Origin of the sequence: Acidiphilium multivorum AIU301 (assembly GCF_000202835.1) — a bacterium.
Classification (GTDB): Bacteria; Pseudomonadota; Alphaproteobacteria; order Acetobacterales; family Acetobacteraceae; genus Acidiphilium; species Acidiphilium multivorum.
Map to the genome: position 1 here is coordinate 1 of NC_015180.1, position 14,328 is coordinate 14,328.

The 14,328-nt window shown below is 58.9% G+C and carries 19 protein-coding genes and 1 pseudogene; 11 read left to right on the plus strand and 9 right to left on the minus strand.

The genetic code is table 11. From position 1 onward, the window contains the following. The 4 genes from repC (at window position 1) to ACMV_RS21080 (ending at window position 2,763) form a co-directional block, all read left to right on the plus strand. Complete coding sequence (repC, locus tag ACMV_RS19140) at window positions 1–1,335, plus strand: plasmid replication protein RepC (RefSeq protein WP_013635140.1); 1,335 nt, start codon at window positions 1–3, stop codon at window positions 1,333–1,335. A 234-nt stretch (window positions 1,336–1,569) separates the two neighbouring features. Further along, window positions 1,570–2,169: a ParA family protein gene (locus ACMV_RS19145; RefSeq protein ID WP_013635141.1), complete on the plus strand. Its 600-nt coding sequence runs from the start codon at window positions 1,570–1,572 to the stop codon at window positions 2,167–2,169. Next, entirely contained in the window at window positions 2,162–2,473 is a 312-nt protein-coding gene (locus ACMV_RS20520; RefSeq protein ID WP_013635142.1) for a hypothetical protein, read from the plus strand. Before ACMV_RS19145 ends, ACMV_RS20520 begins: the two co-directional genes overlap by 8 nt. Window positions 2,474–2,475: 2 nt before the next feature. Beyond that, window positions 2,476–2,763, plus strand: coding sequence for a hypothetical protein (locus tag ACMV_RS21080; protein WP_148360945.1), 288 nt, complete (start codon window positions 2,476–2,478; stop codon window positions 2,761–2,763). Window positions 2,764–2,772: 9 nt separating this feature from the next. On the opposite strand, the gene ACMV_RS20525 is transcribed toward ACMV_RS21080, so the two are convergent. Then, a complete protein-coding gene (locus tag ACMV_RS20525) occupies window positions 2,773–3,165 on the minus strand; it encodes a hypothetical protein (RefSeq protein WP_148360944.1) in 393 nt (130 codons plus the stop codon). A 444-nt stretch (window positions 3,166–3,609) separates the two neighbouring features. Between ACMV_RS20525 and ACMV_RS19150 the strand changes: the two genes are divergently transcribed. Continuing rightward, window positions 3,610–3,960: a plasmid mobilization protein gene (locus ACMV_RS19150; RefSeq protein ID WP_013635145.1), complete on the plus strand. Its 351-nt coding sequence runs from the start codon at window positions 3,610–3,612 to the stop codon at window positions 3,958–3,960. Continuing rightward, the gene (gene traI / locus ACMV_RS19155; protein WP_013635146.1) at window positions 3,957–6,080 is read left to right on the plus strand and encodes a TraI/MobA(P) family conjugative relaxase; all 2,124 of its coding nucleotides are present in this window, start codon (window positions 3,957–3,959) and stop codon (window positions 6,078–6,080) included. The genes ACMV_RS19150 and traI overlap by 4 nt, the downstream gene beginning before the upstream one ends. Before the next feature lie 127 nt (window positions 6,081–6,207). Here the strand turns inward: traI and ACMV_RS22080 are convergent, their stop codons facing one another. Genes ACMV_RS22080 through ACMV_RS20535 form a run of 4 tightly spaced genes read right to left on the minus strand, consistent with a single transcriptional unit; the run spans window position 6,208 to window position 8,772 of the window. Then, window positions 6,208–6,546 (minus strand): DUF6527 family protein, encoded by a 339-nt coding sequence (locus ACMV_RS22080; protein WP_013635147.1) that lies wholly within the window; start codon window positions 6,544–6,546, stop codon window positions 6,208–6,210. Continuing rightward, entirely contained in the window at window positions 6,543–7,946 is a 1,404-nt protein-coding gene (locus ACMV_RS19160; RefSeq protein WP_013635148.1) for a HesA/MoeB/ThiF family protein, read from the minus strand. The genes ACMV_RS22080 and ACMV_RS19160 overlap by 4 nt, the downstream gene beginning before the upstream one ends. Next, the gene (locus ACMV_RS19165; protein WP_013635149.1) at window positions 7,943–8,368 is read right to left on the minus strand and encodes an E2/UBC family protein; all 426 of its coding nucleotides are present in this window, start codon (window positions 8,366–8,368) and stop codon (window positions 7,943–7,945) included. Before ACMV_RS19165 ends, ACMV_RS19160 begins: the two co-directional genes overlap by 4 nt. Beyond that, window positions 8,365–8,772 (minus strand): multiubiquitin domain-containing protein, encoded by a 408-nt coding sequence (locus ACMV_RS20535; protein ID WP_013635150.1) that lies wholly within the window; start codon window positions 8,770–8,772, stop codon window positions 8,365–8,367. Before ACMV_RS20535 ends, ACMV_RS19165 begins: the two co-directional genes overlap by 4 nt. A 149-nt stretch (window positions 8,773–8,921) precedes the next feature. On the opposite strand from ACMV_RS20535, the gene ACMV_RS19170 reads away from it, so the two are divergent. Beyond that, window positions 8,922–9,266 (plus strand): helix-turn-helix domain-containing protein, encoded by a 345-nt coding sequence (locus tag ACMV_RS19170; protein ID WP_013635151.1) that lies wholly within the window; start codon window positions 8,922–8,924, stop codon window positions 9,264–9,266. 1 nt (window position 9,267) lies between these two features. Further along, complete coding sequence (locus tag ACMV_RS19175) at window positions 9,268–9,831, plus strand: ImmA/IrrE family metallo-endopeptidase (RefSeq protein WP_013635152.1); 564 nt, start codon at window positions 9,268–9,270, stop codon at window positions 9,829–9,831. Window positions 9,832–9,944: 113 nt separating this feature from the next. On the opposite strand, the gene ACMV_RS20540 is transcribed toward ACMV_RS19175, so the two are convergent. Beyond that, window positions 9,945–10,727, minus strand: a complete 783-nt coding sequence (locus ACMV_RS20540; protein ID WP_231844568.1) for an HNH endonuclease — start codon at window positions 10,725–10,727, stop codon at window positions 9,945–9,947. Window positions 10,728–10,862: 135 nt separating this feature from the next. Then, window positions 10,863–10,949, minus strand: a pseudogene (locus ACMV_RS22085) (hypothetical protein); the annotation flags it as partial. Window positions 10,950–11,108: 159 nt separating this feature from the next. On the opposite strand from ACMV_RS22085, the gene ACMV_RS19185 reads away from it, so the two are divergent. Together ACMV_RS19185 and ACMV_RS19190 are read left to right on the plus strand one after the other, a co-directional pair. Continuing rightward, window positions 11,109–11,666 (plus strand): recombinase family protein, encoded by a 558-nt coding sequence (locus tag ACMV_RS19185; RefSeq protein ID WP_013635154.1) that lies wholly within the window; start codon window positions 11,109–11,111, stop codon window positions 11,664–11,666. Window positions 11,667–11,716: 50 nt separating this feature from the next. Then, window positions 11,717–12,691: a DNA-methyltransferase gene (locus tag ACMV_RS19190; RefSeq protein WP_013635155.1), complete on the plus strand. Its 975-nt coding sequence runs from the start codon at window positions 11,717–11,719 to the stop codon at window positions 12,689–12,691. Between the two features lie 9 nt (window positions 12,692–12,700). On the opposite strand, the gene ACMV_RS19195 is transcribed toward ACMV_RS19190, so the two are convergent. Both ACMV_RS19195 and ACMV_RS20545 read right to left on the minus strand, forming a co-directional pair. Next, on the minus strand, window positions 12,701–13,369 hold the full coding sequence (locus tag ACMV_RS19195) for a hypothetical protein (RefSeq protein ID WP_013635156.1): 669 nt from the start codon (window positions 13,367–13,369) through the stop codon (window positions 12,701–12,703). Further along, a complete protein-coding gene (locus ACMV_RS20545) occupies window positions 13,366–13,587 on the minus strand; it encodes a helix-turn-helix domain-containing protein (RefSeq protein WP_013635157.1) in 222 nt (73 codons plus the stop codon). The genes ACMV_RS19195 and ACMV_RS20545 overlap by 4 nt, the downstream gene beginning before the upstream one ends. A gap of 336 nt (window positions 13,588–13,923) precedes the next feature. On the opposite strand from ACMV_RS20545, the gene ACMV_RS19205 reads away from it, so the two are divergent. Continuing rightward, on the plus strand, window positions 13,924–14,145 hold the full coding sequence (locus tag ACMV_RS19205) for a hypothetical protein (protein ID WP_013635158.1): 222 nt from the start codon (window positions 13,924–13,926) through the stop codon (window positions 14,143–14,145). Window positions 14,146–14,328 lie beyond the last annotated feature (183 nt).

Below are 14,328 nucleotides of genomic sequence, written 5' to 3' on the forward strand. Positions count from 1 at the left end.
ATGCAGACAGAAAACGCCTTCGGGGCGTCACGACCAAGCGGGGCTAAGTGCCCGAGCGGACTACGAAAACTATCCCTTGCCATGCTGAATACCGAGCGTGTTGGCGAGGCGTTCGGCGGCCTGCCGGACAAGGCCTTGCCGGGCCGTGTCCTGGCGGCTTTCAAGGCGGCAGCCCCTGCCCTCGGCTATTCCGGCCGGGTCGTGCATGCCGTTGATTGGTTGTTCAGCTTCACCCAGGCCCAGGATTGGACCGAAGGCAGCCGACCGATTGTCTGGCCCTCGGCCGCTTTGCAACAGCAAGCCCTTGGCATCGGGTCTACACAGGCCAAGACGCTCAATCGGCACCTGGTCGAGCTCGGCCTGGTCTCGATGAAGGACAGCCCGAACGGCAAGCGTTACGGCCGCCGCGATCCGCATGGCCGGATCGTCGAAGCCTATGGGTTCGATCTTTCTCCCCTCGCCGTTCGCATGGCGGAGTTTCAGGCGGTGGCTGAGAAGGCGCGTGCCGAGCGGGAGGAGATGCGACGCTTACGCCGGCGGGCGACGATTGCCGTACGCGGCCTTGCCCAGGTGCTCGAGACGGCCGCCGAGATCGGCCTTGCTGGCCCGGAATGGGGGCGTCTCGGCCAGGAAGCCCATGCCTTGGCGCGGGTGCTGAAACGCATCGAACGGATCGACGAATTAGCCCTTGGCGTTGCCGGCCTTGAACGGAGGCACGCGGAGGCGAAGAAACGCTTGGCGGACGCGACGATTCCCCCACAGGAGGCCCATTGCGAAACTGTGCAAACCGACCCCAAGGGGCCGGAAAACCGGCCCCACCAATACAACTACAAACTAAACCCTAATCCTTGTCAGGATACAGTAATGGCATTGAGTGAATGTAGGTCAGGCAGCGGAGCCGTGACCTCTCGCCAACCGTCCGTTCCATCAGAAAGGTTCAAAAAAGGACCAAATCGATCGGCACGGAAGGATTCTGGCCCGGTCATGCGGCTCACGACCGACGAGCTAGTGTGTCTAGCTCCCCGCTTGCGGCCCTATCTCCGATCTCCCTCCCCCACCTGGCCCGACATCGTGGAAGCTGCCGACTGGCTGCGGCATGATCTTGGCGTCTCGAAACCGCTTTGGGGCGAAGCCTGCCTTGCCATGGGCCGGGAACAGGCCGCCATTGCGCTGGCGATCGTCTCGATGAAGCCGGAAGGACATTTCACCTCGACACCGGGCGGATATTTCAACGGGATGGTGACGCGCGCCCGCGGTGGAACCCTCAACCTAACTCGGACGATTTGGGGTTTAAAGACGAACCAGGATAGAGCCCGCCGGTCGAAAGGGCACTGACCATGCGCGTAGGAGCGCGTGCCATGATGTTCGGCTGGGACAAGGCGGCAAGGACGCTGCACCAGGGCGGACGATGGCTTTCGCATTACATAATTATAAAATTATGCAATTACGATCATGTTCGGCGGTCTTGATCGTAATTATGAAATTCTATAAATTTGAAATTTCATAATTACACCATCACATAATTCCAAGTTTTGTAATTATGAAATTCTGAAATTATGGAGGTTGGAAATGTTTGTAACCGTGGCGAGCTACAAGGGAGGAGTTGGCAAAACCACAACCGCTGTTCACCTTGCCGCCTATTTACAAACCCTCTCTTCAACCTTGTTGATCGACGGCGACCCTAATCGTAGTGCAACCGCATGGGGGCGGCGCGGCGGTTTTCCATTCCAAACCGTGGACGAGAAAGAGGGGGCTTATCAGGCGAGAAACTTCCAGCATATCGTGATCGATACCGAGGCTCGCCCTGGCAGTGCAGATTTCGAGGCATTGGCGAAGGGATGCGATCTACTCGTAATCCCGACAGTGCCAGCTTCGCTGGACACGGACGCGCTTATTCTGACCCTTCAGGCGGCTCGTAAGTTAGCTCCGAACAAATACAGGGTGCTGATGACCAAGGTGCCACCACCACCCGAGACGGACGGCCCCCAACTCCGCGCGGTGTTGCTGCGTGAGGAAATCCCCGTTTTCACTGCGGAGATTCCTCGGCTCAAATCTTTTGAACGAGCCGCGGCCGAAGGTGTCCCTGTCTATGGCGTGCAGCATGACCCTCGCGCCAAGCGCGCCTGGGAAGCCTATCAGGCGGCGGGAAAGGAGATGACTGATGGCTAAAGCTACCGAAAGCAAGTTCGCGGGAATTTTTCAGAACGCAACGCCAGCAGCATCACCTGCAGAGCCTGCCCCGGAGCGTGCCGAATTACCCGTTCCGTCGGTTGCTGTCCGATCTTTGGGACGGCCCCACGGAAAGCGTAGCGATCCAGCATGGAAGCAGTTTTCCGTGTTGCTCAGGAGGCAGACGCAGCGCGATGCTGTCATGATATTGCGGGCGGGGCAGGGTGAGAACGAAAATTGCGACTTGTCCGACCTGTTGCAGGAATTGCTTGAGCAGTGGGTATCGCAACAACGCCGATCTTAACCATGAACAATAACAGCAGGTCATGCGCTAATGGAAACACTGGCAACCTTGGTGATGATACCGGAGTATCCAGTCTACCAGCCAGCGCATCAGATATTCCCGGACGCCAGGCAGGTGATCACAACGGTCGCGTCATGAAATCCGAGATCAAGCAAATCGACCTGTCATTGCGGCAAGCCATCAGTGAAGCAAAATCCGACATGCTTAAGTGGAGGATGGTCGCATTCTGTTTTCAGGCCGTGGCCATCATCGGTATCTCCTGGGGGCTTCTTCACGGGCTCCACCCGTAATTCAGGTCCTCACTCTTTTAGTTTGCCCTTGCTTCCGTAGAGAATTCTCTCGATGTCGGGGACTCTGGTGACAATACGTTTTGGTTGCTGGCGGACTTGGCTTTGGCTGTCATTCGGTTGCTGACGCTTTTCGGGTGAAAGCGCTGGCTGCGGGTTGGGCAGAGGCACGGCCGCCGGTTGATCCAAAACGGATGCTTCGTGCGGTGACGACAGCTTGGCGGTGGCCCGGCCACCCCGTGAACCAACTTTGCCGGTGATCTCCCGGGCGACGAGGCCAGCGAAGTGGGTATAGCTCACTGTTGGCGTGGGCTGGTCGCCGAAATGCTTTAGCCAACTCAGTTTGACAGTGGACCCTGCCTCGATCTCGGCAGCGACATCATTACGGACTGCCCTGAACGCCATTCGGGCCACTCCGCGCATTTTAATTTGGTTACCAGACATACTTTCATCGTAGCCAGTGGGGTGTCGAACAAAAATCGGATTTTGCAGGATTCAGCGAGATATTAGCAGAATTTAGCGGTTTAAAGCAGATTTTGTCAGATTCTACTGGATTTATGTCTTCATACGCTTAAATCTGGCTTTCTCTGCCATATTCTCCCTTATTCTATTTATCTTTTTTAGGCAAGATGTGCATTTGCAATGCAAATGCGGAGGGGTAGAGTGCCGCCTGAAGGGGCGGTGCGGTGCTTACTCGCCTGTGGCTCGACGCAGGCGCCGGGTGTGCCCGGCGCGTTTTGGGACGGAGAGGAGACGCCAATGGATGCCGGCAACGAGTCCGAGAGCGAAGGCTCCGCCGCAGCGGATGAGGGAAGGCCGGCGGGTTCCATGGGAGGGCGTCCTCGCGGCGTGAGGCGTGCGCGGGCGACGCGCGAGAGCCGAAGCGTGCAGCTGGCGGTGCGTTACACGCCGGGCGAATGGGAGCAGATCGAGGCGCGGGCTGCGGCGGCCGGTCTTGGTGTCACGGATTACGTCCGTGTGGCGGCGGTGCATGCCGCGATCAATTCGAAGGTGGACAAGGCGGCGATCGTGGCACTGGAGCGCCAGGGCGCGGTGCTGCGGGGGTTGCTGGAGCGGCTGGAGGCAATCCGTTCCCAGCTATTGCGGGGCTCCGGGCCGTCGCCGCAGACGGTGGAACGGGTTGTTGCGGAAATCCGGCAGGGGCTTGTCGGGCTGAGCGAGGCGGTGAAGCGGCTATGATTGTCCGCCGGGTACCGCCGAAGGTGACGCGGGCGGGCGGGTTCCGGCAGCTGGCCCGGTATGTGACGGCGGCGATGGTACCGGGGCAGGGGGAGGCTGGGCGAGCGGGCGATGGCGTCGCAGCTGGTTCCGGTGGCCGCCGCGGTCCGCAAGGGGCGCGCGGGCTTGGCGCGTATCTGGGTGACCAGGTCCGGCATGGCGATCGGGTTGTGTGGGTCCGGATCACGAATTGTGCACTGGCGGATGATCTGGAGGCGGCGATCAAGGTGATGGACGCCACCCAGGCGATGAACACGCGGGTGAAGGCGGACGCGAATTATCATCTGGTGGTGGCGTTTCCGCCGGGGGAGCAGCCGGAGCGGCAACAGATCGAGGCGATCGAGGACCGGCTTGTGGGTGGGCTTGGGCTGTCGGCGCATCAGCGGATATCGGCGCTGCATGGGGACAAGGAGCATCTGCACCTGCATGTGGCGATCAATCTGATTCATCCGGAGACGTTCAAGGCGGCGCATTTCTTCCGGGATCATGAGCGTCTGGCTGTGATGGCGGCGGAGCTGGAGGTTGAGCATGGGCTGACCCGGACGAATCACGGCTTGCCGGAGCCAGGCCGGGCGCGGGAGCTGGATGCGGCGGCCACGATGCGGGCACATACGGGCGAAGAGCCGTTTATCGACTGGGTGAAGCGGGTTGCGGGTCCCGACCTTCTGGAAGCCGGGCGCGAGGATCGGGGTGGCTGGCCGGCATTGCATGTGGCGGCAGCGCGGCATGGTCTGGAAGTCCGTCCGCGCGGGGCGGGGCTGGTGATCGGCAAGCGAGGCGAGCCGGCGCTGATGATGCGGGCGAGCGATCTCGACCGATCGATGAGTTTCGGGAGGCTGACCGACCGGCTTGGCGTGTATCAGCCGGCCGGCGCGGCGGTGGCTGCGATCGTGCCGGAGAGCATCTACGAGCGGACGGTGCGGCCGGAGCATCGAGGTGAGCCTGGCCTGTGGGATCGTTATGTTGTTGAGCGGGATGGCGCGCGGGCGGGCCGGCGCGAGGCGGTGGAGGCCCAGATTGCGGCAGAGCGGGCGTATCGGGCGAAAATTGCGGCGCACTACGCCGCGAAATTCGGCGAGATCAAACGGCTGAAGGTTACCATCGGGATCGATCCACGGATCCGATACGATGCGCTGAAACGTGAGCAACGTGCGTTGCTGGACCGGCATCGGCGGGAGAGTCTGGCCGTGCGGGAGCGGATCCGGGCCGAGCATCCGCCGACGCCAGGGTGGCCGGACTGGCTGCGTCGCGAAGCTGAGGGTGGGGATCGCGTGGCGCTCGCGGCCTTGCGGCAAACAGCGGAGCAGCAGGGGCGCCGGGAGCAGGTTGTGGCCTTGATGATCCGGGTGCCTGAGCGTCTGGTCGAGCCGAAACCAACCCTTGGTGTGCAAGCCAGGGTGGGGCGGCACGGGGATCGGACCTGGCGCATGTGGGATGGCGGTGTGGTTCTGGATACGAAGGAGGGGGTTGCGCTGGTCACGCTCTCCCCCGAGGCGGCGCGTCTGGCGCTTGATCTGGCGCATCGTCGGGCCGATGGTGCACCGCTTGAGATCGGCGCTGACGACCGGCTCCGGTCGAGTCTGCTGGAGGCGGCGGTCACGAACCGGATGGAGATCAGGTTTGCCGATCCAGTGCTGGAGGCGGAGCGGGATCAGCGGATCCGGGCGCTCGATGAGGCCGAGGGGTGGACGGCGCCGGACAGGCGGGCCGGCACGATCATGATGTTCGCGTCTCACCGGAACGCCTGGCCGGAACCGGGTGACCAGTGTTTTTATCGAGGGCTGGAGCCTGAGGACCGGGGCGCAGTGCAGTTCGTTGGCACCATGCGGCTGCGTGGAGCGGATATCGCCCTCTGGCAGCAGGGTAGCCTGATCATGGTCCAGGACATCAGCGAACACAGGATGCCATTGGTCCGCACTTTGGCGCCGGGGCAGGAGATTGATCTGGCCGCAGTGCATCGGGCAGCGGCACGAGAGGCGGACATGACCTCCGAGATCGATCGCTCGGATGGTGCAGGGTCAGAAACGGAGAGGGGGCATGAGGCCGAGCCGGAGCGCGATCTCGGGTTCGAGATGGACTGAGGGCGCCGAGTCAGACGGGTGTGCCGGGAAGAACGGCCTGCAATGGAGAAGAGGCGTAGACGCTGTGCTGGGCGCTGCTATCGTACATTTAGGCGAAAGCCGCATTGTTCTAACGATTAGTTTGGGATCAAGGGCACCAAATCAATCTGCCCTTTCGGACAAAAAAATGGGCGCCGCAGCCTTCCGTTTCCCATATCGACGGCTGTACGGTCGGCCGATGTAGCCAATCGCAAGTGATCTTCCAATTCGAGCCCGCTGCCGTTTGGAGTTGGATATGTTCACTGCAACGCGGACATAGCATGTGCGCCCATTTGCGATGACCACCGCGTACCTCGTCATAGACTAGGTTTGGCATCATCTCCTCGTCGAGTGGCGCCTCGCTTACCTCGCGGCAAAGGAAGTGCGGCCGGCTCCAAAGATTGTGGCGAGCGCCCCATTCAAGCCAACTGATCGGGATACGAATCATAGTGTGAGGTCGAGCATAGGGTTCATGTCGCCTCGTCCATCATATCGCCGGACACCACAGATCTTGCATCCTTGCTTTGAGTGCCCGCTTGGCAGGGTATCCGAATTCTTCAGATATTGAAATTGGCGAACACGCTCTGAGCAGGTCTGCTCCTCACCCCGAAATCCGTTCAGTCTATGGAAAAGCTCGTTTACAGCCATCGCGGCAACTTCGGTTGTGAAGGTGACGACCACCGGACTCGGATCGGGATCATTTGGCACATAGCCAGCTCGACGACGGGCTTCTTGCAGTTCCGGATCGCGCCGGAGGCTATCTTGATAGACTTGATCATTGCTAATCAGACCCCGGCAGCTTTGGCAGGGGTAACCGGGCTGCACCACTGTCACCCGTCCGTCAAAGATGTCATAGCCGCCATTGGCGTTAGGCTCAATCAGCAGACCAACATCGATCACCGGAATGAAATAGAAGTGCGCTAGGCGATTCAGGACTTCACGGCCAAGGTCGTCATCCGTGCAGCCAAACACGACATCACAGGCCTTCAGGATCGCAAGGCCTGCAGGGCGATCCGCGAAGTCCGGAACGCGGATGATCGATATTGGAAGACCGATCGCCGCCGCACCTTCTCCGACTACATCGACCTTCTTACGCCTTAGGCTGGCATCGATCCGTGTCGCGAAATGTAGCCGGTTCAGGTTGGTATCCTCGACGATATCGTCATCGAGGAGGGCGAGCTTGCGGACCCCGATGCGTGCCAGGAGCATCGCTATGGCCGAGCCCGTTCCGCCGCAGCCGACGAGTCCTATCTTTAGTCCTGCGATCTGTGCGGAGGAGGCCGTGCCGAAGGCGCGGGCCTGTCGGTCAAGTTCCACCGGCGCAATCGCCGCAGGTCCGCTTAGCCAGCTCTGCCAGCGCTTGCCGATGACCATGATGCGGCTCGCCGCTTGCGGCTTCAGATCTGGGCCGTAGACCCGCGCTGCGAGATCCTTGGTCCGATCCATGATTACCGACAGGTGTGGCCGGTCGCTATCCAAGCGGTTGAATGCGATCTGAAATAGGTCATGCTCAGCGATGTCATCGGCGCCGGAAAACTTAAGTTGACCAGCGGGATGAGCGTGAAAGACGGCCACAGCGAAATCTTTGGCCTCGGCTAGCTTCAGCGCATTGAAGAAGGGCGTTGTCGACCAAGTGAATCCGTCTGGCGAACGCGCTTCGTAGGCATCTTCAGGCACCTCAATAATCTCACGGACTAAGAACCGCTCGTCCACCTCGCCGGACCACGGATCCTTGACACGTGACCGGCCGCAGAGTGCCAGTACCGCCCGCTCGCTATCGTCTTTGAACAGAAGGTCGGCGATACGGTCGCGTTGTTCGGCCAGGAGGCGAAGGGCGAATTGTGTCATGGATTGCGTAGCCCCTCCCTGATGTACTGGATATATGTCTCGAGCCCATCAATGTCGGGCCGCCACTCGCTATCGGCCAGATGCCGGGACCAGAACTGCCACCTGCCATTGAAAAGGTCTGTTTCTGAACCCGCCCGGTCAACCAGACCACCGCCCGGCAGAAACAGACCCGGTTGAACATACCAGCTGTCTAACCGCGTCTTGGCATAACCTTTGGGGATCAAGACGAGGAGGGCTGCTGTTCCCCCGGCCACCAGCTGCCCGTTCTGGCGGCTGCAAAGATTGCCAGGGACTTCGAACTCTGGAAAAATCACGCCCCGCCTCACTTCCATTCCGACCATCTCGCTGACAAGGCGATGCTTGATCGCCTTGCGTCGTAAGAAATCCTGATCGTCTTCGGGAAGGAAGCTGGGCTCGCTCATCGGACGCCCGGCGAAGTCTTCGGTTTGCGGGTGATAAACCGCTTCACGCCCTTGGGTTCGGCATCGAGGGCGAGCTCAACAAACTGATCATTGGCGACTTCCGGATCTTCGCCCGGGCCGTCCACGATCTGGTTCACAACCCAGTCGGCGGGGCTACCTGCAAGCGCTTTGATCTCACGACCGTCGATCTTGTCCTTGGGCCAAGTATACGGCTTGCGATTGACGATCAGTTCATGAGGACGGTTATGGCGCTCGGCCCGCGTGATTTCCTCGGCCGCTTCTTTGATCTCGTGCTCGGTCCGCGTTTCTGCTTCCCGCGCACGTGCCAGGTCCGCTTCCGCGTGCTTCAGGTGCTCAACCGCCTGTTCGAGCAGCGGATCTTTGCCTTGGTCTAATTCACCCATGCTAGCCTCCACTTGACGCCCTTGATGCGCCGTGATTCTCTGTCTTATCAACGAAACGTCTTATATGTATGACAAATCGTCTTACACGTAAGACATATTTAGGTCGCTCCTGCGCTCCGCGCAAGGGCGTAATCACGCCATGAGGTTTAATGTTGCTACCGATCAAGGAATTGGGCCGTCTTATCGCCGTTAAGCGCGGCGGGCGCGGTGTTCGGGCAACCGCAGCCGACGTTGGCATCAGCGCCGCCACGCTGTCGCGTGTCGAGAACGGGCACATGCCCGACTTGGAGACATTTGCCAAAATCTGCCGCTGGCTGGACCGTGACGCCCGCGAATTCCTCGGGCTGGGCGACCAGGCTGAACAATCGCCGCAAGCTGTCGTTCACTTCCGGAAGCAGAAAACTGTGGCGCCAGAAACGGCGGTGGCGCTAGGCGAACTGATCCTGGCCGCTCAACGTGCAATTCAAGCCCGAAATCAGCTGATCGACCCCTAGTATGCGCCACGGTTTTAAAGCCCAGGCGGAGCGCCTAAGCGCGGAAGCCAGGCTAGAGCTTGGTTTGGATCCAGCGGCACCGCTAGATCCATCGCGTTATGCCCGGCACATCGGGGTCGTTGTCCTGGACTTCGACGACCTCGAGATTTCGGCTGAATGCAAAAGGCGCTTACTGCAAACCGACAGCGAGAGCTGGTCAGGCATGACGCTCAAAGAAGGCGGGGTGACCGCCATCATCATCAACCCGAGCCATAGTCGTGGACGCAGGTCTAGCACGCTGATGCACGAACTGGCCCATATCATTCTCAAACATGTGCCCGCACGAGTCGACGTTTCCACGAACGGGATGCTACTGCTGAGCGATTACTCAGAAGACGCAGAGGCAGAGGCAGATTGGTTGGCGGCCGCAATGCTGCTGCCGCGTGATGTTCTGATGCGTAGCCGCCGCCGTGGTGAGACGATCACGAACATCGCGATGGCGTTCGGTACAAGCGATCAGCTATGCGAGTGGCGCATCCGCATGACCGGCGTGGATGTGCAGCTGAAGCGGGCAGCGCGCCGTTGAGCACGTGATCTGGGCCAGCGTGCGGATTCCGGTGCTCCGGAAAGTATGATCGAAGCCCGCCCGCTGTCCCGAAAAGCAAGATTTATGCGATAAGTCGTTGCGGTCTGGTCGCCTCAAAGCGGGTCCCAAAAGGGCGGGAGGCGTTGAAATGCGGTCATCGCCGTCGCTATGCGCTGCGTTTCTTGACCAAAGGACGTTTCGACGGTTTTGCCGCTGACGGCATCAATGGCTAGAAAACGTAGCTTTTCGTCATGGGCATGTGATTGGAAATATCGACCAGCTTCGCGGCTTACGACTATGCAAGCGGCATATATATCGAAGACGCGGACAGAGATCATGACATTACCTGCGACAACGTTCGCATATGCTAGGTGATGCTCTTCATGTGGCGTCCAGCATTTGAAAGCGTCGCAGTCTTCAGCCACACCAACATAGCCTGCAATTTTGTCCGTCGATGTAAGCTCCGGAGAGCAAATGGCCGTACGCAGCTCCGCAGCTACAGGATCATCAAGATAGAGTTCGCCGAGCCATAGGAATGCAAGCTCATAGGCGATCTTCATCATTGCATGCCGCAGAAACGCAAAACTGATGCTCTGATTGATTTGAATAAGTGGATGGTCAACGGTAGTAGTTGTGAAATTATTTGTCTGGCTAGCGAGCTGTTCCTCCGACAATGGAGGAAGGCCGCGTCGCTTTCGTTCACGGGCAATAATTTTAGGAAGTTGATCCTTGTCGCGCTCGTCGAGGGTTATTTGAAGCATCTTTTGTCCGTCAGGCGTGACGGTTTCTGCGACATGCTTGAGCTGCCGCGTATCCAGCTGGCCCGTTTCCTTATTAAACGTGACGTGGGCCTGATCGGCCGTTTGACCGACCAGCTTTACCTTGCCGAGAAACATCTCGTGCCTGGCGGGGACAGTGCCGCTGTTCCCTGCCAAATTAAGCATTGCGCGTCGCACTCGGACGGGGAAGAAATCACTTAGCGCGGCATCGACACGGCTGCCCAACGTCGAATTGCAAGGCTCACACACCCGGTCAGTTGTGACTGTGCCACCAATAGCTAGCGGAAAGACATGTTCTTCGCTTGGTGACCTGTCTAGAGAACAGAAGATACACCGCATAAGTGAAGCCTTAGATCTTGTCCCAACTGAATATCACGGGATTAGGGCCGATTCGTAGAGTTAAGAGGAATGTTTCATAAATCAAGAGTTTTGCATCAAACCTAGAGATCTGAATCTTTGAGACTTTTCTGATGCAAAAATCTGATGCAAAATCAAAGTATGATTTTCGGCTACGCCCGAGTCTCGACCGCCGCCCAAGACCTTACCGCACAGCGCGCCCAACTGGCCGCTGTCCGGTGCGAGAAGGTGTTCTGCGAGAAGATCACCGGCACCCATGCCGACCGGCCGCAGCTTCGCAAGCTACTTGCGGCGCTCCAGCCCGGCGACGTGGTTGTTACCACGGCCGTTGATCGCATTTCGCGTGACACGACCGACCTGCTGGTGATCGCGCGCCAGATTAAGGATTCTGGTGCCGGGCTGCGCTCACTGGCTGAACCGTTCCTTGATACCACATCCGACTTTGCCGAAATCGTGCTTGCGATCCTCGGCGTGGCCGCGAAGCTTGAGCGTCGCCGCATTCTCGAACGCACCGCGCACGGCCGCGAAGCCGCGAGAGCGCAAGGCGTGAAGTTCGGCCGTAAACCGAAGCTTACGCTGCATCAGCAGCGTGAAGCGGCCGCGCGCGTTGCGGCCGGAGAGCCGCAGCGCGTCGTGGCGCGCAGTTACAACGTCAGTCAGGCGACGATTTCGCGACTCGATGCAGCCGTGAAAAGCTAGTTTGGCGGACAAAATCAGAACGCGCGCGCGTTACGCAAAAGGATTCTCGTATGAACATACAAGCCAAGCAGATCCCTTTGTCCGACTTCACGGGCGACTATCGAACCGTGCATATCGGCCGCTCACAGCTGGTTCATGCTGATGCGTTTGAATGGCTGTCGCAGCTTCCGCCCGAGAGCGTTGACGGCATGGTTTTTGATCCGCCCTATGGAGTCAAAGAATACGAGCTTGACCAGATCGAGATGATGTTGAGCGGCGGGCCGGGTATCTGGCGGCTTCCGCCGAGCTTCGACGGCTCGCAGCGCGCGCCGTTGCCACGGTTTACAGCCTTAAACCCGGAAGAACGCACGACGCTGCACCGCTTCTTTCGTGATTTTGCCGTCGCCGCCCTGCCTGCCTTGAAGCCAGGCGCGCATATCTTCATGGCGTCCAATTCCTTCCTGTCGCAGCTTGTTTTTTCCGCGATGATCGACGGTGGCTTTGAGTTCCGCACGGAGATCATTCGCTTGGTTCAAACGCTGCGCGGCGGCGATCGGCCCAAGCTTGGCGAGGAAGAATATCCCGACGTCTGCTCGTTGCCGCGTGGTGGTTATGAGCCGTGGGGCCTGTTCCGAAAGCCCATGCCTCCGAAAATGACCGTCAGGGAGTGTTTGCGTATCTATGGCACCGGCGGGCTGCGTCGCCGTTCAGACGGCAATCCGTTCTGTGACGTGATCGACAGCGAACGCACACCGAAGCGGGAAAAGGAAATTGCCCCGCATCCGAGCCTGAAACCGCAATCGTTGCTCCGGCAACTGGTGCGGGCCGTTCTCCCCCTGGGTAAAGGCGTGGTTGTTGATCCATTCATGGGATCAGGTTCGACGGTCGCCGCTGCCGAGGCTGTTGGTTACAAGTGCGTCGGCGTTGAACGGTATGACGACTATTTTGAGATGGCGACGAAGGCGGTGCCCAGGCTGATCACCGTTAAGGCCGCTGCCAAGTCAAGCCACGTGGTTTCAGTCGAACAGGCCGCTTTCTGCGTCTAGGTTGGAGAATCATGCCAGGTCAGGCGCTTTGTATATCCAGTTCGCCATCATCTTTTGGTAGCCGGTTTTGGTTACTGACGCGGTGATGGTGCGCCGACTTGTTTCTGAGCGGCCGGCGAATTTCCAATCTTCTTTCTTCAACTGCGCACCGGCGACGAGCCGGAATTTGAAAGGAGCCGGCAAAACACCCTTGATCTTATCAGTCGGCCGCCCGCCCGAGAAACAGAACACCATCAACCACGCATCTTCGGCGTTGTGCCCCTGCCAGCTTTTCAGATAGCGGGATCCTTTGACCTCAATTCCTTCGGTTCCGTGCTGCAACTTGTCGTTGGGGTATTTCCCCGCCGGCAGCATATCCGGGTGCCCGTTGTGGTAGGTGTTCTTGACGAGCGTTTTGCAATGCTTCGGTATTGCCGAAGTCATGAACTCACCGACGATGCTGCTGAAATTCGCAGGCATGAGCATCGTTTCAAGGCGTTCAATTTGCCGGGTTGCAAGCTGTTGGTTGATAAAACTCAGAAAATCTATGAACTCATTCATAGCGGCGGCAATTTGTTCAACCCGTAGGCCATAAGGGAGATCGGACTTTTTGTTGAAATGTGAAACCTCAACAGATGACGGATGGCAGGCGAGCCGTTCCAGTCTTGCCAGGTCCGCAGGTGATGGCGTGCGCGTCATTTCGGGAAATCCAAAAGCAGTGCCGCTGGAGGCTCTCCGAGCGCACGCGCGATTTTTAGTAGATTGTCGAGGCCGAGGTTTCTCTCGCCACGTTCGACGCCGCCGATGTAAGTTGGATGCAAGCCTGTATGTTCAGCCAGTTCTTCTTGCGTCCATCCTTTCGCAAGCCGCAACTGTTTGACCTTTCTTCCGAATCGCTGCTTGTCCGTCAAAGACATACCCAACATGCACCCGGAAGACAGACTATGAGTCCAGCGACTATAAGTATTGTTGAGGCGAATTCGAAACGAATCGTGCTGCCATAGTGCTTTGCGGTGGGTGTCGGCCTCGCTCGCTATGGCGCTATCTGGAAGCGCGCTTCGCTTGGCCGCGATTCGGGCTGATTCGACCCGATTCGGCCGCTTTTACGGCGTGGACGGACCTGTTTTGGGGGCCCTGCCGGGCCTTGCCGCAGATGGATTCCGTGAGGAAAACCAAGCTATTCCGGGCCGGTGTGACAGCATCGTGAAAGGAAGCAGTGGACAAGCAAGGCTGTCTTGCTAGGATGTCTAGTTATGACGGATGCCGCACAGATCGAAAGAGTCCGCCGGTATCGGCAAAGGCTCAGGGAGAATGGCAAGACGCAAGTCTTGCTGAACCTGCCCGTTGAGATCGTGGAAGCCTTGGACCGCTTGCGCGATTCCCGAGGGGCTTCCTGCCGAGGCGACGTGGTGGCTTCACTGGTGGCGGCCGTCGAATGGAACAAGGAGAACGGCAACGATCTAGCCAAACCCTAGAAACGCAAAAGCCCGCCTTGCCGGGCGGACTTTTGAGATTATCGCTACGGGCCTTACGGCTAAGATTGGAACTCTATACATCCCCAATCTAGCCGTAGGACGCCGTTTCTTCAAGTCGGAAATTGCCGTTTCCGACGAAGGGAGAGGCTTGCCCGTCGCGATCCAACCGGAAGGAGGATCACG

Coding starts and splice junctions, on each gene's coding strand:
- repC (WP_013635140.1), top strand. CDS start 1: ATGCAGACAGAAAACGCCTTCGGGGCGTCACGACCAAGCGGGGCTAAG.
- ACMV_RS19145 (WP_013635141.1), top strand. CDS start 1,570: ATGTTTGTAACCGTGGCGAGCTACAAGGGAGGAGTTGGCAAAACCACA.
- ACMV_RS20520 (WP_013635142.1), top strand. CDS start 2,162: ATGGCTAAAGCTACCGAAAGCAAGTTCGCGGGAATTTTTCAGAACGCA.
- ACMV_RS21080 (WP_148360945.1), top strand. CDS start 2,476: ATGAACAATAACAGCAGGTCATGCGCTAATGGAAACACTGGCAACCTT.
- ACMV_RS20525 (WP_148360944.1), bottom strand. CDS start 3,165: ATGGCGTTCAGGGCAGTCCGTAATGATGTCGCTGCCGAGATCGAGGCA.
- traI (WP_013635146.1), top strand. CDS start 3,957: ATGATTGTCCGCCGGGTACCGCCGAAGGTGACGCGGGCGGGCGGGTTC.
- ACMV_RS22080 (WP_013635147.1), bottom strand. CDS start 6,546: ATGATTCGTATCCCGATCAGTTGGCTTGAATGGGGCGCTCGCCACAAT.
- ACMV_RS19160 (WP_013635148.1), bottom strand. CDS start 7,946: ATGACACAATTCGCCCTTCGCCTCCTGGCCGAACAACGCGACCGTATC.
- ACMV_RS19165 (WP_013635149.1), bottom strand. CDS start 8,368: ATGAGCGAGCCCAGCTTCCTTCCCGAAGACGATCAGGATTTCTTACGA.
- ACMV_RS20535 (WP_013635150.1), bottom strand. CDS start 8,772: ATGGGTGAATTAGACCAAGGCAAAGATCCGCTGCTCGAACAGGCGGTT.
- ACMV_RS19170 (WP_013635151.1), top strand. CDS start 8,922: ATGTTGCTACCGATCAAGGAATTGGGCCGTCTTATCGCCGTTAAGCGC.
- ACMV_RS19175 (WP_013635152.1), top strand. CDS start 9,268: ATGCGCCACGGTTTTAAAGCCCAGGCGGAGCGCCTAAGCGCGGAAGCC.
- ACMV_RS20540 (WP_231844568.1), bottom strand. CDS start 10,727: ATGTTTCTCGGCAAGGTAAAGCTGGTCGGTCAAACGGCCGATCAGGCC.
- ACMV_RS19185 (WP_013635154.1), top strand. CDS start 11,109: ATGATTTTCGGCTACGCCCGAGTCTCGACCGCCGCCCAAGACCTTACC.
- ACMV_RS19190 (WP_013635155.1), top strand. CDS start 11,717: ATGAACATACAAGCCAAGCAGATCCCTTTGTCCGACTTCACGGGCGAC.
- ACMV_RS19195 (WP_013635156.1), bottom strand. CDS start 13,369: ATGACGCGCACGCCATCACCTGCGGACCTGGCAAGACTGGAACGGCTC.
- ACMV_RS20545 (WP_013635157.1), bottom strand. CDS start 13,587: ATGTCTTTGACGGACAAGCAGCGATTCGGAAGAAAGGTCAAACAGTTG.
- ACMV_RS19205 (WP_013635158.1), top strand. CDS start 13,924: ATGACGGATGCCGCACAGATCGAAAGAGTCCGCCGGTATCGGCAAAGG.